Origin of the sequence: Paraliobacillus zengyii, assembly GCF_003268595.1 — a bacterium.
Taxonomy (GTDB): domain Bacteria; phylum Bacillota; class Bacilli; order Bacillales; family Amphibacillaceae; genus Paraliobacillus_A; species Paraliobacillus_A zengyii.
The window spans coordinates 73,663-95,564 of record NZ_CP029797.1 but is presented as its reverse complement, the minus strand read 5'-3'; the positions used below and the strand labels follow the sequence as shown (position 1 = coordinate 95,564).

The 21,902-nt window shown below is 35.2% G+C and carries 21 protein-coding genes; all 21 read right to left on the bottom strand.

What is annotated here, in order from left to right; all coding sequences use genetic code 11:
* Positions 1 to 81: 81 nt before the first annotated feature.
* Complete coding sequence (locus DM447_RS18405) at positions 82 to 252, bottom strand: hypothetical protein (RefSeq protein WP_198663184.1); 171 nt, start codon at positions 250 to 252, stop codon at positions 82 to 84.
* 70 nt (positions 253 to 322) lie between these two features.
* Positions 323 to 1,165 carry an SDR family oxidoreductase gene (locus tag DM447_RS00455; RefSeq protein ID WP_112179172.1) on the bottom strand — a complete coding sequence of 281 codons (843 nt, stop codon included), beginning with the start codon at positions 1,163 to 1,165 and terminating at the stop codon, positions 323 to 325.
* A 135-nt stretch (positions 1,166 to 1,300) separates the two neighbouring features.
* A complete protein-coding gene (locus tag DM447_RS00450) occupies positions 1,301 to 2,695 on the bottom strand; it encodes a DHA2 family efflux MFS transporter permease subunit (protein WP_112179170.1) in 1,395 nt (464 codons plus the stop codon).
* Between the two features lie 103 nt (positions 2,696 to 2,798).
* Positions 2,799 to 4,658, bottom strand: coding sequence for an ABC transporter ATP-binding protein (locus DM447_RS00445; protein ID WP_112179168.1), 1,860 nt, complete (start codon positions 4,656 to 4,658; stop codon positions 2,799 to 2,801).
* Positions 4,655 to 6,382, bottom strand: coding sequence for an ABC transporter ATP-binding protein (locus DM447_RS00440; RefSeq protein ID WP_112179166.1), 1,728 nt, complete (start codon positions 6,380 to 6,382; stop codon positions 4,655 to 4,657). Before DM447_RS00440 ends, DM447_RS00445 begins: the two co-directional genes overlap by 4 nt.
* A 29-nt stretch (positions 6,383 to 6,411) precedes the next feature.
* Positions 6,412 to 6,861, bottom strand: coding sequence for a MarR family winged helix-turn-helix transcriptional regulator (locus DM447_RS00435; RefSeq protein ID WP_112179164.1), 450 nt, complete (start codon positions 6,859 to 6,861; stop codon positions 6,412 to 6,414).
* A gap of 209 nt (positions 6,862 to 7,070) precedes the next feature.
* Positions 7,071 to 8,588 carry a methyl-accepting chemotaxis protein gene (locus tag DM447_RS00430; RefSeq protein WP_112179162.1) on the bottom strand — a complete coding sequence of 506 codons (1,518 nt, stop codon included), beginning with the start codon at positions 8,586 to 8,588 and terminating at the stop codon, positions 7,071 to 7,073.
* A 258-nt stretch (positions 8,589 to 8,846) separates the two neighbouring features.
* On the bottom strand, positions 8,847 to 9,053 hold the full coding sequence (copZ, locus tag DM447_RS00425) for a copper chaperone CopZ (RefSeq protein WP_112179160.1): 207 nt from the start codon (positions 9,051 to 9,053) through the stop codon (positions 8,847 to 8,849).
* Positions 9,054 to 9,076: 23 nt separating this feature from the next.
* On the bottom strand, positions 9,077 to 11,464 hold the full coding sequence (locus DM447_RS00420; protein WP_112179158.1) for a heavy metal translocating P-type ATPase: 2,388 nt from the start codon (positions 11,462 to 11,464) through the stop codon (positions 9,077 to 9,079).
* Between the two features lie 39 nt (positions 11,465 to 11,503).
* Entirely contained in the window at positions 11,504 to 11,824 is a 321-nt protein-coding gene (locus DM447_RS00415) for a metal-sensing transcriptional repressor (protein ID WP_112179156.1), read from the bottom strand.
* A gap of 149 nt (positions 11,825 to 11,973) precedes the next feature.
* Positions 11,974 to 12,522: a hypothetical protein gene (locus tag DM447_RS00410; protein WP_112179155.1), complete on the bottom strand. Its 549-nt coding sequence runs from the start codon at positions 12,520 to 12,522 to the stop codon at positions 11,974 to 11,976.
* A 274-nt stretch (positions 12,523 to 12,796) separates the two neighbouring features.
* Entirely contained in the window at positions 12,797 to 13,201 is a 405-nt protein-coding gene (locus tag DM447_RS00405) for a S1 domain-containing RNA-binding protein (RefSeq protein ID WP_112179152.1), read from the bottom strand.
* A 75-nt stretch (positions 13,202 to 13,276) separates the two neighbouring features.
* On the bottom strand, positions 13,277 to 13,657 hold the full coding sequence (locus DM447_RS00400) for an FtsB family cell division protein (protein WP_112179150.1): 381 nt from the start codon (positions 13,655 to 13,657) through the stop codon (positions 13,277 to 13,279).
* A gap of 7 nt (positions 13,658 to 13,664) precedes the next feature.
* On the bottom strand, positions 13,665 to 14,264 hold the full coding sequence (gene yabQ / locus DM447_RS00395) for a spore cortex biosynthesis protein YabQ (protein ID WP_112179148.1): 600 nt from the start codon (positions 14,262 to 14,264) through the stop codon (positions 13,665 to 13,667).
* Entirely contained in the window at positions 14,261 to 14,563 is a 303-nt protein-coding gene (gene yabP / locus DM447_RS00390) for a sporulation protein YabP (protein ID WP_112179145.1), read from the bottom strand. Before yabP ends, yabQ begins: the two co-directional genes overlap by 4 nt.
* A gap of 64 nt (positions 14,564 to 14,627) precedes the next feature.
* Positions 14,628 to 14,885 carry an RNA-binding S4 domain-containing protein gene (locus DM447_RS00385; RefSeq protein WP_112179143.1) on the bottom strand — a complete coding sequence of 86 codons (258 nt, stop codon included), beginning with the start codon at positions 14,883 to 14,885 and terminating at the stop codon, positions 14,628 to 14,630.
* A gap of 26 nt (positions 14,886 to 14,911) precedes the next feature.
* A complete protein-coding gene (gene yabN, locus DM447_RS00380; protein ID WP_112179141.1) occupies positions 14,912 to 16,363 on the bottom strand; it encodes a bifunctional methyltransferase/pyrophosphohydrolase YabN in 1,452 nt (483 codons plus the stop codon).
* A complete protein-coding gene (locus DM447_RS00375; protein WP_112179140.1) occupies positions 16,347 to 17,960 on the bottom strand; it encodes a putative polysaccharide biosynthesis protein in 1,614 nt (537 codons plus the stop codon). The genes yabN and DM447_RS00375 overlap by 17 nt, the downstream gene beginning before the upstream one ends.
* A 100-nt stretch (positions 17,961 to 18,060) precedes the next feature.
* Positions 18,061 to 20,079, bottom strand: coding sequence for a glucose-specific PTS transporter subunit IIBC (ptsG, locus tag DM447_RS00370; protein WP_112179138.1), 2,019 nt, complete (start codon positions 20,077 to 20,079; stop codon positions 18,061 to 18,063).
* Between the two features lie 245 nt (positions 20,080 to 20,324).
* Positions 20,325 to 21,167 (bottom strand): glucose PTS transporter transcription antiterminator GlcT, encoded by an 843-nt coding sequence (gene glcT, locus DM447_RS00365; RefSeq protein WP_112179137.1) that lies wholly within the window; start codon positions 21,165 to 21,167, stop codon positions 20,325 to 20,327.
* A 142-nt stretch (positions 21,168 to 21,309) separates the two neighbouring features.
* Positions 21,310 to 21,843: a stage V sporulation protein T gene (gene spoVT, locus DM447_RS00360; protein ID WP_112179136.1), complete on the bottom strand. Its 534-nt coding sequence runs from the start codon at positions 21,841 to 21,843 to the stop codon at positions 21,310 to 21,312.
* Positions 21,844 to 21,902 lie beyond the last annotated feature (59 nt).

Sequence of the window (21,902 nt, the reverse complement as noted above, 5' to 3'; positions counted from 1 at the left end):
GTTAAAAAACACCAAAATAAAACGCATGTGATTTACATGCGTTTTATATCTATATAGACATTTTTTTAGATGGGAACGTAATCAACCGCCAACTTTTCTTCGTGTATTACTTGGTTTTTTCGTTTGTTGGCTTTTCATACGTTGACTTGAACCATTTAAGTTCATTGTATTTTTTCCATTAGCTTGAGCTTGTTTCTTTCTTTCCAGTTGTTGCTTAACTATTTCTTGCGTACTAAGTTTCTTTTCGGTCATCATCTATCTCCTCTTTAGCATTCTTTTATTACTAGCTTATTATAATACAATATAGCAAAAAATGATCTATTTATTTTAATATCGTATGAATAACTAAACGTTCCCAACGCCTCCATGGCAACAATTGTTTCAATCTAAACTGTAAACTTACACCTCTTCCGATTGGATATCTAAATTTATCCACACGCTTCATCATTGCAAGCTTACAAATTAGATCAGCCACCATTCTAGGATCCCCATGTCTTTCTTTTCCATTGTCTAATGTTGTTAGTAACTGTTTCATATACGTATAATAAGGTGATTGTTCATCATACGTGCCGTTTACAATTTCCATTCCCGATGACCAAATATTTGTTGCAAATGATCCAGGTTCAACTAAAGCAACTTGTACACCGTATGGTTGCATTTCTAAACGTAAACTTTCTGAATAACCTTCGATGGCATGTTTGGATGACACATAGGGAGAAAGACCAGGAAAACCAACTTTACCACTTATACTGCTCATATTAATGATGGTACCTTTTGCTTGTTTTCGTAACTTTGGAATTACTGCCTGTGTAACAGCCATCAATCCAAATACATTTGTTTCAAACTGCCTACGATAGTCATCAATTGAAATGTCTTCTACAAATCCACCAATCGCAATACCTGCATTATTGACAAGTACGTCAAGACGATTTAAACTCTCGACCTTCACACGAAATTTTTCAACAGACTCCGCATTGGTAACATCTAAGGCGAATACTTCGATTTTATCTAATATTGCATGCTTTGTAGTAATCGTTCTGAATATATCCGATTTGTTAGGATCACGCATTGTTGCAATGACAGTAAACCCCTTATTCGCTAAGGCAATCGTTGTAAATAAACCTAAACCGCTTGAGGAACCCGTAACAACAGCCACTTTCTCCATCTAGTATTTCCTCCCGCCTATATTTTCTATACAAAAAACCAAGTAATTACCATGAAAATTATTCATAATAGTTACTCGGCATTCGTTTTTATTACTACTAATAGAATATCATAACTTAAAAACACAAATTTCCAGTTACTCCTTAACTTTACCTTTAATAAAGAAGGCTAATACAAAACCAATAATTGCTGTAAAACCCGCAACAATAAACGATACATTTACACCTCGAATAAGACCACTCATTCCTTCTTCAGGCAATGCACTGCTAGTCATAACAGTTACAAGTAATGCGACACCAACAGCTCCTGCTACTTGACGCATCGTATTATTCATCGCGGTACCATGTGGTATTAAATCAATAGGTAGCTGATTTAAACCTGCTGTTGTAGCTGGCATCATTACCAGTGCAACACCAAACATTCTTCCTGCATTAACAACTGCGAGAAAAGTAAAGGTCGTTTCTACCGTTAAATTGGTAAACATGAACGTTGTAATGGTTAAGATTAGTAAGCCAATAATTGCAAGCCATCTTGCGCCAAATCTATCAAATAACCTTCCAGCAATAGGACTCATAACACCCATTAATAAAGCTCCTGGCATTAACATTAAACCTGATTCTAATGCCGTAAAACCTAGCATGGTTTGCATAAATAAAGGTAAGATTACAGATCCACCAATCATAGCAATGAAGACGATCATACCAAGAATGGTCGTTATAGTGAAAACTTTGTTCTTAAACACTCTGAATTCAAGAATGGGTTGGTCTAACTTCAATTGTCTTAATATAAACCATAATAGACTTATAGCACCGACAATCATTGCAATAATTACTTCTAAACTACCCCAACCACTATTTCCTGCCGTACTGAAGCCGTATAACAAACCACCAAATCCAAAACTAGATAACATAATCGATAGTATATCAATTTTTTGATCTCTTCGCTCTGTTACATTTCTAAGAATGAAGTAAGCGACGATAATATCAATAGCAATTATCGGCAGAATAACATAAAACAAGCTACGCCAAGGAAATTGATCGACCAGATAACCGGATAAAGTTGGTCCAATTGCTGGTGCGAAAGCAATTACTAATCCAAACATCCCCATTGCGCTTCCCCGTTTTTCAATTGGGAAAATAAGAAACAGAATGGTTTGCATTAGTGGCATGATAATACCTGCACCAGAGGCCTGCAAAATTCTTCCTACCATTAACAACGAAAAGGTCGGAGCTACTGCACAAACCAATGTGCCAACACCAAACAATCCCATTGCTGTAAGAAACAAACCACGTGTCGTAAATCTCCCTATTAAAAACGCTGTAATTGGTATCATTATTCCATTAACTAACATAAAAATAGACTGCAACCATTGCGCTGTGTTGGCATCTAAATTCAAATCTTCCATAATATGAGGCAATGCTGTCGCTAAAAGCGTCTGATTCAGAATAGCAGCAAATGCGCCTGATATTAGTACGATCATAAGCGGTACTTTATTAAGTTTTTGTTCGCCTTGAGCTTGATTGTTAACCATGTTGTGTTCCTTCTTTCTAATATATAAACTGCTCCTATCGTATCTACTAAAGCATAGTTAGATCATAAGAGAAGTGTTTATAAAAACCACATTCTTGCTATACCTAAAAATCAGGCGCTGTCTCCAAAGTCTTTTGAGTTGTAAATTGACTATTATAAAGCTCTGCATAGAATCCTTCTTGACGTAAAAGTTCTGCATGCGTTCCTTGTTCAATCACATTCCCTTCATTCATAACGAGAATACAATCTGCTTTTTTAATAGTGGAAAGTCTATGTGCAATAACAAAACTCGTTCTGTTTTTCATTAGTTCATTCATGGCAGTTTGAATAAAACCTTCTGTTCTAGTATCAACACTACTAGTAGCTTCATCAAGAATCATAATCGTAGGATCAGCCAATATTGCCCGGGAAATAGTTAATAACTGCTTCTCCCCTTGTGAAAGATTAGATGCTTCTTCATTTAATCTTGTGTCATAGCCTTCTGGTAATGTTCGAATAAAATGGTCAGCATTAGCTATTTTAGCTGCTTTTATAATATCCTCCTCATTCGCTTTTTCGTTACCATAAGCAATATTCTCTTTAATTGTTCCATTAAATAACCATGTATCTTGAAGAACCATACCGAACATACTTCTTAGACTCTCACGCTTTAATTCTGTAATATCAACTTGGTCAATCGTAATTTTCCCTTGATTAACATCATAAAAACGCATAAGCAGGTTAATTAACGTTGTTTTACCTGCACCTGTTGGCCCCACAATTGCAATCGTCTGACCCTTCTTAACATCAATATTCAAATCATTAATGATGATCTCATTATTATTATATCCAAATCTTACATGTTCGAAAGTCACATCACCCTTTGGCGATGAAATTACCTTGGCGTCAGAAACTTCAGCCGGAAGTTCTTCTTCATCTAATATTTCAAAAACACGTTCTGCTGAGGCAATTGTTGATTGGATAATATTCGAGATATTTGCTGCTTGTGTTATAGGTTGAGAAAATTGTCTTGCGTATTGAATAAACGCCTGGATATCACCAATTCGAATTGTACCGCGTGTTACCAAGACGGCACCTACTACACAAATCAACACATAACCAATATTGTTTACAAATGCCATAAGTGGTTGAATAACACCAGAAACAAATTGAGCTTTCCATCCATACTGGTAATGTTGCTCATTAATTTCTTCAAATTGCTGTTCTGCTATTTCCTCTCGTTTAAACGCTTTTATTATTGGGTGACCCGTGTACATTTCTTCCACATGTCCATTCAAATCACCTAATGTTCTTTGTTGACCTTTAAAGTACCCTTGTGATTTTTTTACTATTATCGTTGTCAAGACAATACTTAATGGCAAAGTTAGAAGTACGATTATTGTCATTAATGGACTTATTGTAAACATCATGATGATAATACCGATAATTGTAACAATAGAAGTAATTACCTGTGTGACACTTTGTTGAAGTGTATTGCTTATATTATCAATATCATTAGTAGCACGGCTTAAAATGTCACCATTAGAATGTGAATCTAAAAACTTTAAAGGTAATCGAGTTACTTTTTCATTTGTATCTTTACGTAATTTATATACTATCTTTTGTGAAACTTCTACCATGATAAACTGTTGAACATAACTAAAAGCAGCACTAAACAGATACAAAAAGACTAAAATAAATATTAGTTGGCCAATATAGTCAAAGTCAATTGTTATACCCGAAACACCATTTACTTTAGCCATTAATCCTTCAAAGATCGTAGTTGTTGCTTTTCCCAGAAATATTGGACTTAAGATTGTAAATATTGTGCTTATGATAGCTGCGAAGAATACGACTATTAACCTCAGTTTATGTGGAGCCAAATAGCCAATCAAACGCTTGAGTGTTCCTTTGAAATCCTTTGCCTTTTTCAAAGGCATCCCTAGGCCTTTTCTCGGTTGTTTATCATGTATCTCCCTGCTCATGCTATTTCCTCCTCTGATAACTGTGAGGATACAATCTCTCGATAGACGTTACAATTGGACATTAACTCTTTATGGGTACCAATACCAGCTGTTTTACCTTCATTTAAAACAATAATACGGTCTGCATCCATAACAGTTGCTACTCTTTGTGCAACAATGATAACTGTAGCTTTTTTGACTTCCTGTGATAAAGCATCGCGTAGAGTTGCTTCTGTTTTAAAGTCAAGCGCAGAAAAACTGTCATCAAACAAATAAATTTCTGGTCGTTTCACGAGTGTTCGAGCAATAGCTAATCGTTGCTTTTGTCCCCCAGATACATTAGAACCACCCTGTGTAATGGATGCATTATAGCTACCTTCCATTGATTCAATAAATCCATTTGCTTGAGCAACTGTTGCTGCATGTATTACCTCTTCATCTGATGCATCTTGTTTACCATACCTAATATTTTCAGCAACTGTCCCTGTAAAAAGCGTTGCCTTTTGTGGTGTTAATCCAATCTTATCTCTTAAATCGGCTTGTGACATATCACGAATGTCTACTTCATCAATTAAGATGCTACCGCTAGTCACATCGTAAAAGCGAGGAATAAGATTAATTAAACTTGATTTACCTGAACCTGTTCCACCGAGAACTGCCGTTACTTCACCAGGCTTTGCATCAAATGTTAAATCAGAAATGGCGGCCTGTTCTGCACCAGGATAACTAAAGTTCACATGATTAAATGCGATGTATCCTTGTTTATTTTTATTGTTTTTTTGTTTTATAGGGTCTTTTATTTCAAATTTCATTTCGAGTACCTCATTGATTCGTGTTGATGAAACTTGGGCTCTGGGAATCATAACAAAAACAATCGAAACCATAATAAATGAGAACATAATTTGCATGCCATACTGAATAAAAGCCATTAAATCTCCGACTTGCATCCCACCATTACTTATTCGGATACTTCCAAACCAAAGGATTGCGATAGTAGAGAAGTTCAGGATGATCATCATAATTGGCATAAGTGATACCATAATTTTATTAACGGTTGTAGCTGTATCCATAAAGTCATTATTTATCTTGTCATACCGCTTCATTTCATAATTTTCCCGATTAAATGAGCGAATTACTCTTATTCCGGTTAAATACTCCCTAAAAACAAGATTTAAATGATCTAGTTTTTTCTGTAAAGCCTTAAATAATGGCATTCCTTTAATGGCTATTAGTGATATAGTTAAAATAAGTATTGGAATAGCAACCACAAAAACAAGCGATAACTTTGCATCTTTAGAGACCGCCATAATGATTCCACCAATAGCCATCATTGGTGCAGCAAGTAACATACGCAAGAGCATTATCGTCACTTGTTGAAGTTGATTTATATCATTTGTGGTTCTTGTAATTAATGATGACGTACCAATCTGATTAAACTCATGTAATGAAAAATTCTCTACATGATTAAATACACGTCTTCTCAGATCTTTACCGAATCCTACTGCGACTTTAGCTGAAAAGAAACTTGCAAGGATAGAGGCAACCATCGTAATCAAGGCTACTACTAACATAAACGCACCAATTTTTGTGATATAAGGGATATCTCCGTTTACAATTCCATTATCAACAATATCAGCCATTAATGTCGGTAGATACAATTGTGATAACGTTTGTATAGACACAAGTACCAGGACAAAACTTATAAATACTCTATATGGTTTAAGCATTTGAAATAATTTTAACATTACTATTATTCATCTCCGTATTGTCTATATTAAATTTTCTTTTTGTCATTATAATAAAGGAATACTTTGTCCATTAATTTAATTAATTGTTCACTTTGATCATCACCTAAGAATTCAATTAATCCATTAATTGATGCGGCATATTTTTCTGCTGCTTGTTCAGTGATTACATCTCCCTCATCTGTTAACGTTACTTTAATTGACCTTCTATCCTCTTTATTGATCTGCCTTTCCACTAAGCCACTTTCATCTAGACGATTAATTATTTGCGTAACAGTAGGTGATGTTACACGGAGAAATTTACTAATATCTGAAACAGTGACGTCTTGTTCTTCACCTAACTTTCTAATACAAAATAGTACTTCTATCTCGCTTGGTTTAAATTTACCAATCGTCTCTTTATTCCAATCCAGCTTTCTAAATTGCCGAGCTGATTTTATTAATCGTTGAGAAGTTGAGTCTTGATTCCAAAAATTCATCTAGTACACCTCGTATTTCTTTATCTTACTTAGATAGGTTGCCTAACTAATAATTAGGTAACCTACCTATTATATTTGATGTTTATAATTTTTGTCAATAACTATAAGACCAAAAAAAACCCTTTCTTCTTCAAGAAAGGGGGACAAGCTTCTTATATTTTAAAATTCAGCAATAATTTTATGAATTTAGAGAAGTTAAAATATATGTGTTAGGATTTGTTACCAAGGTCAAGCGTAAGGGTATTTAGCTCATCAACAAGATCATTTAAAGAGTTAGCAATTTCATTAATAGTTTCCATCGATACTTGTTGTTTTTCCGATGCGCTCGAAATACGGTCACTACTTTCTGCGGTACCTTTACTAACAGCCGTCATGTTTTGCATCGATGTAGAAACATGTTCAGAACTAGCAGCTATTTCGTCTGATGTTGTTGATGTTTCATGTATTTGTTTATAAACCTTCTCCGCAGATACAATAATGCTTTCAAAGACGGTACCCGTTTGGTTAACTAAGCGGATCCCTTCTTTGACTTCTTTTGTTCCAGTTTGCATAGATTTAGTTGCAGTATTTGTATCAGTTTGAATCTCTTTAACCAAATTCCCAACCTTCTCAACAGACTGTTCCGATTGTTCAGCTAATTTTCTAACTTCATCTGCTACTACAGCAAATCCTTTACCATATTCCCCTGCTCTTGCTGCTTCAATTGCCGCATTAAGTGCTAATAAATTTGTTTGCGATGAAATATCCGATATAACAGTAATAATTTCATTAATTTCTGATGACCGTTTTTCTAGATTAACAATAACTTTTGATAAGTCTTCAAAAGAATTAGAAATTACATCGATCTGATCGATCGTTGCAAACACAGTTTCTTTTCCTAGTTTAGCTTCTTCCGTTGTTTGACTCGAAGCTTTAACAACAATTGATGCACTAGATGCTATTTGCTGAATACCTGCAGTCATTTCTTCTAAAAGCGTGCCACTTTCATATGCCATTGTAAGTTGGGTATCCGTATCGGCGGTCATTTGTTGAATAGACGTTGTTATTTGATTACTCATAAGTTGTGATTCTTGTGAGCTATCCTTTAGATTCTTAACTGTATCTAAAACCTTTTCACTCGTATCTGTTAATTGCTTCATGATTTCTTCAATGATTATATGATTATTTTCGTTTTCATTTTGTAACAATGCCGTATGTTTTGTCTTAGATAAGATCTGCCACGTAGTAGCTCCAGTTGTTATAGCTAGAAAAAGAGCATGCAGTAACAACATAGAAAAAGAATACTCTAAAGCGCCAAAAATAAATACAGTAAAACTAGGGACAAAAAATCCTAGTAAGTGCTGTAAAACCAAAATACTCGTCATAATGAACAATAGCTTTATATTTTCATAATAGGCTAAGATAGCAACTACCATAAATAAAGAAAAGTGATATTCAACCATGCCCTCCCCACCAGTGATGGTACTTATACTAGCGAATGTTAGCGTAAGTGTAATCAACAGTGGAATGCTATGGTGATCTTTTTTCTTTGCATAATAAAAACAAGTTACAATCAACAGCAGGATTGGTATAACTAAAATAATAGTAGAAACTAGATTGTAGTAATCTGGTAGCATGATCGTTCCATGCATCGGACTTATCAAATGAAGTTTATGAAGAATATGTACAACCACCGATATAAAAACGACACCCGATGCCAACATGAGCATTAATTTATTTTTATTCATTTAGTTTATAATTCCTTTCTTTCTCTATAAAGCTTAATATAATTAATAACATAAAGATATTTATTGTCCACTTCTTACATCGACATATTTCGACAAAATTAAAGATTTATAAAAAAAGGGTTCGAAGATAATGAAATAAATGGGATTTACTTAAGTGGCTATTCTTTCATCTTTCTGACCTTTTAAAAAAGATGACTCCGATTATATATCGAAGTCATCCTAGAGGTGAACTATTAGGAATAATAAATTATTAGGATATTACGCTACATCATATCCCTGTTCTTCAACCGCTTCTTTCATTTTATCTTGATCAACTTTAGATGCATCATAGCTTACATCAACTTTTCCTGTTTCAAGGTTTACTTCTACCTTATCAATTCCATCTAACTCAACTAGTGCACCATTTACCGCTTTTTCACAATGATTACACGTCATACCCTTTACTTCTAATGTTATATGCTTCATTACTAATTCCTCCTAGTTATTATTTATATTTTCGTGCGTTTTAAACGTAGAGCATTGGACACAACAGATACTGAACTGAATGCCATTGCCGCACCAGCAATCCATGGTTGAAGAAGTCCTAAAGCAGCAATGGGAATTCCTGCTGTGTTATACGCTAATGCCCAAAAAAGGTTTTGACGAATGTTTGTCATTGTTTTACGACTTAAACCAATCGCTTTAGGAATATTACCAAGGTCTCCACCTACTAATGTAATACCAGCGGTTTCAATGGCAACGTCTGTACCTGTTCCAATAGCAATGCCTATATCTGCAGTCGCTAAAGCGGGTGCATCATTAATTCCGTCACCTACCATTGCAACTTTTTTGCCCTGCTCTTGAAGTGTTTTCACATGATTCGCCTTATCTTCTGGTAACACTTCTGCAAAGACATTAGTAATCCCAACCTGTTTCGCAATTGCATTTGCAGTACGTTCATTATCACCAGTAATCATATAGACACCAATGTTTTGTGCTTTTAGCTGCGTAACAGCATCTTTGGCATTTTCTTTTACTGTATCAGCTACAGCAACTATTCCAGCAATTTTATTATCCATTGCAATTAACATCGCCGTTTTACCGTCTATTTCATATTTCTCCATTTGATCCTCATAGCTACTAAATACTATATTGCTTTCTTTCATTAATTTACGTGTTCCCACAAGTATACTTTTTCCGTTTATATCTGCCTTAATACCATGACCAGGTATGGCTTCAAATGCATCAGCTTCTAATAAATCAACACTCTCTTTCTTACCATATTCAACTATAGCTTCAGCAAGTGGATGTTCAGATGACTTCTCAGCGGCAACTAAATAGGCTAGCGCATCACCTGTAAAGTATTGCATATCCGTTACTTCTGGCTTACCTTTTGTTAGCGTACCTGTCTTATCTAATATAATTGTATCGATTTTATGTGCTGTCTCTAGATGTTCGCCACCTTTAAAAAGCACTCCAGTTTCTGCACCTTTTCCTGTTCCAACCATAATGGAAGTTGGTGTCGCCAATCCTAATGCACAAGGACATGCAATAACAAGAACAGCAATTGATGCTTCTAAAGCTGCTGGCCAATTTTGTGGTTCTACCACAAAGAACCAAATTAGAAATGTTAGGATCGCAATACCTACTACTATTGGAACAAAAATTCCGGATATAACATCGGCTAATCTTTGTATAGGTGCCTTTGATCCTTGTGCATCCTCTACTACCTTTACAATAGTTGCTAAAGCAGTATCCTTTCCAACTTTTGTAGCTTCTATTTGTAATGTGCCGTTTTTATTAATCGTCGCACCAAAAAGATGATCATCAATTGTTTTCTCAACGGGAATTGATTCGCCTGTAATCATCGATTCATCTACAGCTGATTTCCCAGAAACAATTACACCGTCAACAGGAATCTTTTCTCCTGGTTTAACAACAACCTTATCTCCTAAAACTACTTGTTCTAACGGGACTTTCATTTCAACTTTATCCCGTATGACGGTTGCGTCTTTTGCTTGCAAACTTAACAACTTAGAAATAGCCGCGGTTGTTCTTCCTTTAGCCATTGCTTCAACTAGTTTCCCTACTAAGATTAACGTGATCAATACAGCGCTTGTTTCATAATATAAATGTGGCACGTAACCTGTGTTCACTGTTGCTCGAATACCTTCTACTAAGCTATAAAAGTAAGCAGCGGATGTTCCCAATGCGACAAGCACATCCATATTAGCACTCTTATTTCTCAAACTCTTATAGGCACCTGTGTAGAATGGACCTCCAATATAAAATTGGACCGGTGTTGCTAAGATAAACTGGATCCAAGGATTCATTAAGACACCAGGCATAGGGAGACCTATATCCCAAGGCAGATGACCAACCATCGCATAAAGTAGCGGTAATGTTAAGGTGGATGAGATTAATAACTTAATTTTCTTTTCACTAATTTCAGCTTCTTTATGATCTTTTTGTTCTTCCCTATCTTGACTACTTTTTGCCTCATACCCTAACTTAGCTACTTTTTCGGTAATTTGATCGACACTAACAATACCAGGTTGATATTCGACTAAACCTTTCTCTGTTGTTAAGTTAACAGAAGCTTTCACACCGTCCATTTTGTTTAAAACTTTCTCAATTCGAGCGGAACAGGCGGAACAAGTCATACCATATATATCAAACTCGACCTTTTCAGTTCCAATATCATATCCAATTTTTGATATTTTCTCCGAAAGATCAGTAACTGAGACTTTTTCTTCATCATATTGAATCGATGCCTTTTCCAATGCAAGATTAACGTTTGCTTTTACACCATCCATCTTGTTTAGCGCTTTTTCTATTCGGGTAGAACAAGATGCACACGTCATTCCTGTAATCGCAACATCAATTTTTTTAGTCATAAAATTCACCTCCAATTAAAGCTTTCTTATATCTTTCTACTACTTTGAAAACTGTTGCATAACTTTCATTAGTTCATCAATTGACTCTTCACCATTTCCTGTCGTAATTGCATGTGAAACACAATGATGCATATGTCGTTCAAGTAATTGAAAACCTGTATTTTTTAACGCGGAATTAATTGCACTTATTTGAACTAATATATCAATACAATATCGTTCTTCCTCGACCATTTTTTGAATTCCTCTAACCTGACCTTCAATTCGCTTTAAACGATTAATAACTTTTTGTTGCTCCGATTCACTTCGTGGTTTAATTGGTTTTTTATCGCTATCAGTCGGTAAATTCACTTCATTAATCATGTTACACACTTCCTTTTACTATTTATACATATACCCTACCATAGTATTGTATCCAATTTCAATAAAAAAAATCACAGACATCTGTGTTTTGTTAGTTGAATCAAAAAGCTACCACATGTTTCATGGTAGCTTTTTTAATACAGTAATAATTATTCTACAGTAGTTTCACCGGAAACTTCACCTGATATATCAGCTGAATCTTGAAATTCTTGAGTTGCAAATGTAAGATTTCCATCTATATTTGCTGATTCATGAAGTTGAAAGCCATTAGCCTCTACATAAACATCACCAGCAAGTGTACCGCCTTGGAAATTTAAGTTTTCACTTTGTACAGTTAATTGTGGAACTGTAAGCGTGAAGGAATCAGTGATATTATGATCGTCATCTTGCGTGTATACTGCAATTTTACGGTAAATATCCTCTGCTTCATCGCCACTATTGTGGAACTCTCCAGCTACTACAACTTCTTGATCGATTTCAATGTCATTTAGTGTTGCAATAATCCAAGTTCCGTCTTCACTAACTGCATCAACAAAAGCTTCTGCTTCGTCAACGATTGAAGCGGTTGTTACTACATCTGCTTCTTCTTCTGTTGTTTCCTCTTCTGTACCTTCTGTTGACGAAGCATCCTCATCAGATCCACAAGCCGCTAATAAAGATACTGAAAGAATCATTGCTAAAAATAGTTTGAATTTCATTTTTATTTCCCCCTATTAAGTATGATTGATTACCTTACAAATAAATCTTATCATATATTTAAGACTTATAGAGATTGAAAGTATGTATATTTTGTGAAAACTTGAGCAAATTTTATGTTACTAGATAATCTTATATTTTTTAAGTCTTATTACATCAAAAAACCACCATCGCAGAAAACGAAAGTGGCCTTTTTAATGCTGCATATTAAAATTTGTATTTAACGTTCACTGTATTTTTAGGCTAGCATTTTATTCATATCAATTAGACAGTAAGTTAGCCTTTCTTAGCACCTCTACCACCTCGTTTTGACTCCGTGTTTTTACGTAAAGATGCTAAACGATCTTCAGAATCTTTTAAAAAACTACTCATTTTATCTTCAAACGATTCGGCGCGCTCTCGGCTTTTCTTCGGATTCTTGTTCTTTCGATTACCTTTTGATGGGTTATCTATTGCCTTTTTAATTGACAATCCAATTTTGCCATCTTTTTCGACATTAATTACCTTTACCGTTACTTGATCACCGACAGTTAGATGTTCATTAATGTCCTTCACATATTTATCGGCAACTTCGCTAATATGCACTAACCCTGTGGAACCTCCTGGTAGTTCGATGAATGCCCCAAAATTAGTAATACCAGTTACCTTGCCCTGCAACTTACCGCCTACTTCAATTGACATAAAAAAAATGCTCCTCCTTAAGATTTTAAAAAAGATGTTCTACATCTATATTATATCTAAGCACTGAAAAGCGTGTCAATAGGCGGGATCTTCTTGTGGAAGCTTGAAAACTATCTCGCCTTCCTCTGTAAAAAAGTAATTCGTTTTAGCAATTTGAAGAACGTATTCCTCATCTTCTAATAACTTAATTTCCTCTTCTAAGTCTTTTTCCGTATTCGTCAAGGCTGTTGCCTGTTCTTCTAATGTTTCTAACTGTTCTTGTTTTTGTGCGTATACCACACGTTGACTAATATGATACGTTAAGACGCTTGCAAAAGTGACACCTACGATGATAGCAAATAGTGTTAGGCGACGACGCAGTCTACTCTTTTTCTTTCGTTGTCTTTGTACATGTGCATCATATTGTTCCATATATCTAGAGTTTATCTTTGCTACTTTTCTTTCTCTTCGTCCCACCTAGCAACTACCTCCTTTTATTCCAGCTGTTTTTCCACCTTTTACTTATATTATTCTCTATTCTACTATAAAATCCTGCTAAAGAAACGAAGTAATTTTTCACAGTCTTAGGTAATAGAAGCCAACAGCCTTTACCTATCAATTGTAATGGCCAGTAAATAATACGAAAAATAATTCGTAATACAAAGTAAAGAACACGGCCAAACAGTAACAGCAAAGCCAATAACAGTTGAATTAGCCACATAATCGGTTTAATGAACATAACTTGTACCAATTGATAAAAAAATCGATAAATAGCACGTATACAAACAATAAAACGTTCTAATAGACCTAGATAAACAGAAACAAATAAGCTCTTATATGTCGCAAAACCACATAATATAGCAAGGAGAATATAAACTCTTAATTCACCTTGATTAACCAAGAATAATGAATAGAACAAGATAAGCGTTTGTAAGAGCCAGAAACTTATTTCCATTCCGTAATGAAACAGAACATTTTTATTCCAATACACTTCAAACCGTCGAAACGTATCAAGTGCAGCACCCAAATAAACTCCGCTAATAAACATTACTGCCATCGTAACAAATTGCGTTGTCAGCGTCATTTAAAAAGCTTACTAAAGAGTCCTTTAGCTTTATCTCCTTGTTGTTCATCAATATAAGAGAGTTCAAATATTTTACCTTTTATCGCTATATTCCCTTCACCAACATCTAAATTCTTGATTTGTAAATTCTCACCACGAATCATGATGTAACCCATAACAGTTTGCAATAAAAATTCCTGATTATCAAAGCTATCAACTTCTTTAACGCCACTAATATCAATACTTCTTCGATTATTTATACGAACCTGATGTTCTGTTTGGACAGTCGTTGATGGATAGTAATTCGTCTCATTAACCATGAAAAGTCCCTCCCTTTATCCATACAATGTATGTCAGGAAGGACAAGTTTAGAACAAAGAGAAACTAATTAACAGCTTCTTCCTTTTTAACTGTATATAAGGTGGTTGCCTCGTCCTTCTTCACAACTTCTCGGACGGATTCAATTAGAATCGTTAATCGTTTTTGACCAAATTGAATGATTAACTCATCACCAACCGCCACATTCGATGATGCCTTTGCTTGGTTACCGTTGATACTAATACGACCTTGATCCGCTACTTCTTTTGCCAATGTACGGCGTTTAATTAATCTGGATACTTTTAAAAATTTATCCAATCGCATAATGTATTTGCTCACTCCCTAAACTTTTATTCTAATTTTTTAGCTTCTTGCCATAATTGATCTAATTCTAACAGAGTCATTGACTCCAAAAGCGATTCTCTTTTATTTACTTCTGCTTCGATGTAATGAAACCTATCTATAAATTTCTGGTTTGTTTGCTCTAGAGCAATTTCACTGTTAATTTTATAATATCTTGCTAGGTTAACAATAGCAAATAGAATATCTCCAAATTCTTTTTCAACTTGCAAATTCGTTCCATTTTCAAGTGCATCCTTAACCTCTGCTAGCTCTTCTGTAACTTTATCCCAGATAGGCTCCGGGTTTGTCCAATCAAACCCAACTTTTGCTGCTTCTTTTTGTAATCCTTCTGCCTTTATTAACGGCGAAGCTGCATCTGGTACCCTGTCCAAAATTGATATTGGACGCTGGGTTTTCTCTTGCCTTTTAATTGCTTCCCAGTTAGCTATTACCTCTAATTCATCATTTACTTCCACTGTATCAAATACATGTGGGTGCCTTCGAATCATTTTATCCGTAATCCCTTTTATAACATCATCAATTGTGAAATAACCTGCATCTTCTCCAATTTGACTATGTAACATAACTTGTAATAATACATCACCAAGTTCTTCTGCAATTGCATCATCATCTTCTTGATTAATCGCATCAATTAATTCATAAGCTTCTTCTATTAAATAGTTGCGCAAGGAATGGTGTGTCTGTTTTTGATCCCATGGACATCCATCCGGTCCTCTCAACTTAGCTATTACGTCACGTAGACGAAAAAACTTCTGATTAATCTGGTCTTCTTTAACCGGAGGTACATATACACTTGTTAAATTACTTAGCGTAACACCTTGATCCAACTCGACTAGCGGGATCGTATGCAGCGATTCATTCCCGCTTCCTACTGCTTCTACAATAGTAATAGGATGCTCTGGTGGTAGATCCTCTAATAAGGTTAACTTTACTTCAGAAGCAACAAAACTATCGTACACCTGACAAAAAACAATCTGATTACGGTAATCAATTTGACTTCGTTGGTAACTTGTTGCGTCCAAGAATTGAAAACCATCAATTGGATCAATCTTTAATGCTGTGAACAATGCGTCCAAATAGCTTTGTCCTCCGATTATAGTTACATCTACTTCTGTTTGTTGCAGTAATAATTGGACCGTCTTCTCAGCAAGCATAGGATGACCTGGTACAGCGTATAAAATAGATCCAGTATTTTTTGCTGCTTCTACTAACTTTTTGGCAATCGTTTGATAAACTCCTTCAAATTGGTCATTTGCTTCATAAATAGCATCGAAGGAAGTATATGTAATGTCATCTGCTTTTAACGCATCAATAACAGGGTGATCGACTGTCCGTAAATAAAGCGGTAATTCCTGCTTCGTTAACTTTCGATAAATGCCAAGCGGAAGTTGATCAATATCCCCAGCACCTAAACCTACTATTTCAATTCTTCCTACCATTTTTTTCTTTCTCTCCTTTCATAATTTGCGAAATAAAGTTCCCAAACGGTATAATGTCGATTTCTTTTTCAGTAAAAGCCTTTAATTGTATTAATAAGAAAAGATAAATCAAGGCCCCTATGATAATTATCACTAGTACAAAACCTAGATGATCCATACGTGATTGCACCTGCAATAACTGATATCCATATCGGTTCATTCCAAATATAAAAGTGAGCATTCCACTAATTGATAGGAAAAAACGTAACCATGGTACATCAATTAGTTTTAAACGTGGTAATGTTTTTTTAATTTGGTAAAGGTTAAAAACAAATACAACCGCGGCACTTGTTACCGTTGCCATTGATGCACCAACAACTCCAAAGTATGGTACCAAATATATATTTAGCACCCACTTTAAACCTACTCCGATAAGTACAAATAAAGCTGTTCGATAGACATATCCTAGCCCTTGTAAAATAGTTGCTGTAGTAATACTTAAGGACGCCAATACAATTGTGATAGATAGTATTTGTAATGTAACCGTACCACTTGTATCTTTAAATAACAAAATATTCACATAAGGAAAAAGGGCAATCAATCCCGCGGTGGCACCAGCAGATAAATAAAGGCTGAATTTCCACGAGCTTTTTATATAATCGTAAAATTGATCTGGTTTACTGTTTAAACGCTGTGTAGTGATTGTTGGAAGTAATGCTAATGCTAGTGAGGATCCAATGACGATTCCTAACTGAACCAATGGTTGACCGCGGTCAAATATGCCTTTCCAAGTCTGCGCTTCTAATAAGACTAAATCGCTTTTCAAAAGACCTGGTATTAGTGTAAACGCATCTGCAAATTGAAATAACAGTAGTAGCATATGATTAATGCTAATTACGATGCCATAGACAAGGATAACACGAACGGTACGCTTCCAATCAATAGACCGCGTTTCAAAGCCAGTTGTTTGTCTTTTTTGTTTTCTCCAAAATAGTAATAATACAACAGATGCGCAAATAGCACCTAAAAATGAAGCTAAAGCCGCTCCTGAGCCAATCATGTATAACGATTTTTGGTTTGAAATTATAAAAATTGCGGTCATAATTATAAACCCAACACGTACAATTTGTTCCATAATCTGTGAACTAGCAGTTGGTAGCATATTATTATACCCTTGGAAAATTCCCCGCAATCCAGATACAAGCGGAATAACTAAGAAAGGTAGTGCCGTCATTCTTAGCGGATCAATTAATTGAATATCACCCATTAGTTGGGCTATAAAAGGGGCACAATAGTAAATAGCCACTACTAGGCTTATGGAAAAAAGGGAGGTTAAACCAAATATCGGATAATAAAAAGAAAGAGGCATTTGTCCATCGTCGGTCTCATTTTGTTCCGCAACTAATTTCGATATCGCTGAGGGAAATCCATACAAACCGAGCATCAATGCCATTCCTAAAAAAGGGTATATTTGTTGATATATATAAAAACCTACATCTCCTGTAATGTTTTGTAATGGTATCCGGTAACCTGCACTTAAGATCTTACTAATTAACCCTGCTAGTGTGATCAATAGAGCTCCTTGAAAGAATTGTTTATCTGATTTTTCTTTTTTCATAGCATGTGCCTTTCTATGTCTAACATCATACTTTCTGGATGCTATTATACCACAAAAAAAAACCTCTCTAACCTGTTAAGGATAGAGAGGTTACATTTATTTATTTTATCTCGACGATTCCGCCTTGATTTTCATTTACTTGTCCTGCTTTAACTTCTATAGATTGACCTTCTTGTAGATTAGTGAAAATAATCGGTGTGATCGTTGATGCAGCATTTTCAGCAATATAATCTAAGTCTACTTCCATCAAGATATCTCCTTGTTTCACTTCTTGTCCTTCTTCTACTTTTTGTGTGAAACCTTCACCTTTAAGCTTCACTGTGTCAATTCCGATATGGATCAATAGTTCTAATCCATTTTCTGCTTGAAGACCAATTGCGTGCTTCGTAGGGAAAATATTTAGTACTTTTCCGTTTACTGGAGCAACTACTTTTCCTGCAGTTGGTTTAACCGCAAAGCCATCACCCATCATTTTTTGTGAGAAAACCTGATCTGGCACTTCCGAAATTGGTAAAATTTCACCTGCCATTGGACTACTTAAGTCGATTTTACCAGAAATCATAGGCGATGTTGAATCACTTTCTTCTTCCTTTTGACGTGGTGTTTTGCCATCAATAATATCTTGCATTTGGCCACGAATCGTGTCTGAAGATGTACCAAATATTGCCTGAATGTTATTGCCGACTTCCATTACACCAGAAGCACCTAAGTTTTTCAGACGTTTTTTATCTACATTTCCTTTATCAGCAACACTTACACGCAGGCGTGTTATACAAGCATCTAAATTCGTGATGTTTTCTTGTCCGCCCATTGCTTTAAGTATCTCATATGGACGATCATCTTCGTCGCCACTCTCTTGTATATCATCATCGCCTTCTTCTGCTTTTTCACGACCTGGAGTCGCTAGGTTGAATTTCAAGATTGCCCAACGGAAACCAAAGTAGTAAATGACAGCAAATACAAGACCAACAACAATTACCCAGAACCATTCCGTTCTATTTGGCATAACTCCAAATAGGATAAAATCAATTAGCCCACCTGAAAATGTCATACCAATTTTAACATCTAACAAGTACATCGTCATAAATGATAGACCTGCAAAAACTGCATGAATACCAAATAATATAGGTGCTACAAATAAAAATGAGAATTCAAGTGGTTCTGTAATACCAGTTAAGAAAGATGTAAGTGCAGCAGAACCCATGATACCTGCAACAAGCTTTTTCTTTTCAGGTCTAGCTGTGTGATAAATTGCTAGTGCAGCTGCTGGAAGTCCGAACATCATAAATGGAAATTTACCAGTCATAAAGTTACCAGCTGTAAAGTCTACACCATCTTTTAATTGTGCGAAGAAAATCGTTTGGTCACCACGTACAATCTCTCCAGCTGCGTTGGTATATTGTCCAAACTCAAACCAGAATGGTGAATAGAAAATATGGTGTAAACCAAACGGGATTAATGAACGTTCAATTACACCAAAGATAAATGTTGAAAGTGTACGGTTTGTTTCTAACATTAAGTGTGATAATGCGTTTAAGCCATCTTGTGCAAATGGCCATACAAATACCATGATAATACCTAAAATTAGTGAACTAAATGCTGTAATAATTGGCACAAAACGTTTCCCAGCAAAAAAACCTAAGAATTGTGGTAATTCAATATTAAAATATCTATTATAGAGAAACGAGGCAAGCAAACCGACTATAATACCACCAAAAACACCAGTTTGTACGGTATCAATTCCTAACATATTTGTGTAGGCTGGTTCATTTGCTGCCATGTCTGGTGTTACATTTTCGAATACACCCATCGTTACATTCATAATCAAATAACCAATGATTGCAGCAAGTCCTGCCACACCGTCTCCTTTAGATAATCCGATCGCTACCCCAACAGCAAATAGTAGCGGTAAGTTATCAAATACAATTCCCCCAGCTGCTTCCATTACCTCTAAAACTTTTAATACGCCCGGATTAGCAAACCATGTAAACTGCTCTGTCCATTGATCTTGAGCAAAACTAGTTCCAAATGCAAGTAAAATACCTGCAGCTGGTAATAACGCAACAGGGAGCATAAGTGCTTTCCCGACTTTTTGTAATGTACCAAATATGTTTGACATTACGAATTCCTCCTTTTTATAGTAATGCAGGTTCTAGTATGTGTAATAAATTAAATATAATGAATGTAATAGCGTTTTTCATAATTGTAAAATCTCACTAGAACAACTAAATCTAATAGTTATAGGTTATAAACACACAAAAAAGGCATGAGTATAAAAGTTCTTGTTATTGGTTGGATACGTGTATCCTATCAATAACTAAGATAACTTCTGTACTCATGCCTGATCGTATCAGTAACACGTAACTAAATTTTATCAGTTAAACGCTGTAGATGAATTGTCAAATATAATACTTCGGTATCATCTACTGGCCTATTTAATTGTCTCTGCATCACTTTGATTAACTTCCATGAAAGATTATAGCATAAAGGATAAGTCATCTTCAACATTTCTGCTAATGTTTTTTGCTCACCTAGTTTTTCCCCTTGATAAACACGGTCAATAGCTCTATGTAAATGTTGAATTAAACGATTGTAGTTAACATTTCCTTTTTCTACTTTTACCTCTAAGTTCTCCTCTATTACTTTAATCATCTTAGTAATTAACTGATGATGCTTATTAATATCATGTAGCGATTTATCTGTGACTGCGCTATGAATATGCAAAGCAATAAATCCAACTTCTCCATCTGGGAAAACCACATCTAACCGTTCTTTTATCTTAGCCACTACTTCAGTCGCTACTTGATATTCTTTTGGATAAAGTGATTCAATTTCAAACAAAAATGGACTGTTAAACTGAATATTTTTATGCACGCGATTAATCGCAAATGCTAAATGATCCGTTAGTGCAACATGAATATGCTCATTCAAAGAATGTCCCATTCGCTCTTCGATATAAAACAAAATATCATTCATAAAGCTAATAAGCTCATTATCTAGATGAGCTAATAAATGCATATACTGTTCTTTTTCTTGCTTATCCTTTAATAGAAAAGTCTTATCTGCTTGATCAAACGGAACAGCATCTCCCTGTTTCTTGTTAAAACCAATGCCTTTTCCTATTAAAACAACTTCCTTATAAATCGGATGAGTTGCAATAATGACATTATTATTTAAGACTTTTTCAACCATAAGCTCTTGTTCCATAACAATCCCCCAAAGCTATTGCCATTCATCCCATTACTACTATTAATCCTATATGCAAACGTTATAATTGGCAAGTACTAAGTAATAATAAAGCAAAAAAAGTGATGGCTAACCATAAGGCCCATCACTTTTTTTCATATTCTCAATCCATTTGTCTCGCTAAGAAACTTGCTGCTGTCTCTGCTGCTTTTTGCTCTACGGTTGACATTGACTTTTCAGTTGAAAATATAATGACACAGCCAATCGGATCTCCATTTGCGATAATTGGATGCATGACGTAAGAAGCATTCAATATTTCTTGATCAGCAACTAATTCTAATGCGACATTATCAGGTTTCATTAAACCTGTCCGATCTTCCATAACTTTTTCTATTGATTGTGATATATTTTTTCCTAAATAGTCCTTTTTAGATTCACCTGCTACCGCTATAAAGTTATCACGGTCACAAATTAAAACTCCATTTCCGATAGATTCAAAAATAGCTTCAGCATATTCTTTTGCAAAAGTTCCAAGTTCACGAATTGGTGAATATTTCTTTAATATCACTTCCCCTTCACGATCAACAAAGATCTCTAATGGGTCCCCTTCTCTTATTCGTAACGTCCTTCTTATCTCTTTTGGAATAACTACTCTTCCTAAATCATCAATGCGACGTACAATTCCTGTAGCTTTCATTATGAGTGTTACCTCTCTTTCTCTGATGATTATTACACTGGTTCTGTTTCTGAATGGCT

What these genes read in the sequence shown, in the direction of transcription:
- DM447_RS18405 (WP_198663184.1), bottom strand. Translation starts at nt 252, where the DNA reads ATGACCGAAAAGAAACTTAGTACGCAAGAAATAGTTAAGCAACAACTG.
- DM447_RS00455 (WP_112179172.1), bottom strand. Translation starts at nt 1,165, where the DNA reads ATGGAGAAAGTGGCTGTTGTTACGGGTTCCTCAAGCGGTTTAGGTTTA.
- DM447_RS00450 (WP_112179170.1), bottom strand. Translation starts at nt 2,695, where the DNA reads ATGGTTAACAATCAAGCTCAAGGCGAACAAAAACTTAATAAAGTACCG.
- DM447_RS00445 (WP_112179168.1), bottom strand. Translation starts at nt 4,658, where the DNA reads ATGAGCAGGGAGATACATGATAAACAACCGAGAAAAGGCCTAGGGATG.
- DM447_RS00440 (WP_112179166.1), bottom strand. Translation starts at nt 6,382, where the DNA reads ATGTTAAAATTATTTCAAATGCTTAAACCATATAGAGTATTTATAAGT.
- DM447_RS00435 (WP_112179164.1), bottom strand. Translation starts at nt 6,861, where the DNA reads ATGAATTTTTGGAATCAAGACTCAACTTCTCAACGATTAATAAAATCA.
- DM447_RS00430 (WP_112179162.1), bottom strand. Translation starts at nt 8,588, where the DNA reads ATGAATAAAAATAAATTAATGCTCATGTTGGCATCGGGTGTCGTTTTT.
- copZ (WP_112179160.1), bottom strand. Translation starts at nt 9,053, where the DNA reads ATGAAGCATATAACATTAGAAGTAAAGGGTATGACGTGTAATCATTGT.
- DM447_RS00420 (WP_112179158.1), bottom strand. Translation starts at nt 11,464, where the DNA reads ATGACTAAAAAAATTGATGTTGCGATTACAGGAATGACGTGTGCATCT.
- DM447_RS00415 (WP_112179156.1), bottom strand. Translation starts at nt 11,824, where the DNA reads ATGATTAATGAAGTGAATTTACCGACTGATAGCGATAAAAAACCAATT.
- DM447_RS00410 (WP_112179155.1), bottom strand. Translation starts at nt 12,522, where the DNA reads ATGAAATTCAAACTATTTTTAGCAATGATTCTTTCAGTATCTTTATTA.
- DM447_RS00405 (WP_112179152.1), bottom strand. Translation starts at nt 13,201, where the DNA reads ATGTCAATTGAAGTAGGCGGTAAGTTGCAGGGCAAGGTAACTGGTATT.
- yabQ (WP_112179148.1), bottom strand. Translation starts at nt 14,264, where the DNA reads ATGACGCTGACAACGCAATTTGTTACGATGGCAGTAATGTTTATTAGC.
- yabP (WP_112179145.1), bottom strand. Translation starts at nt 14,563, where the DNA reads ATGGTTAATGAGACGAATTACTATCCATCAACGACTGTCCAAACAGAA.
- DM447_RS00385 (WP_112179143.1), bottom strand. Translation starts at nt 14,885, where the DNA reads ATGCGATTGGATAAATTTTTAAAAGTATCCAGATTAATTAAACGCCGT.
- yabN (WP_112179141.1), bottom strand. Translation starts at nt 16,363, where the DNA reads ATGGTAGGAAGAATTGAAATAGTAGGTTTAGGTGCTGGGGATATTGAT.
- DM447_RS00375 (WP_112179140.1), bottom strand. Translation starts at nt 17,960, where the DNA reads ATGAAAAAAGAAAAATCAGATAAACAATTCTTTCAAGGAGCTCTATTG.
- ptsG (WP_112179138.1), bottom strand. Translation starts at nt 20,079, where the DNA reads ATGTCAAACATATTTGGTACATTACAAAAAGTCGGGAAAGCACTTATG.
- glcT (WP_112179137.1), bottom strand. Translation starts at nt 21,167, where the DNA reads ATGGAACAAGAGCTTATGGTTGAAAAAGTCTTAAATAATAATGTCATT.
- spoVT (WP_112179136.1), bottom strand. Translation starts at nt 21,843, where the DNA reads ATGAAAGCTACAGGAATTGTACGTCGCATTGATGATTTAGGAAGAGTA.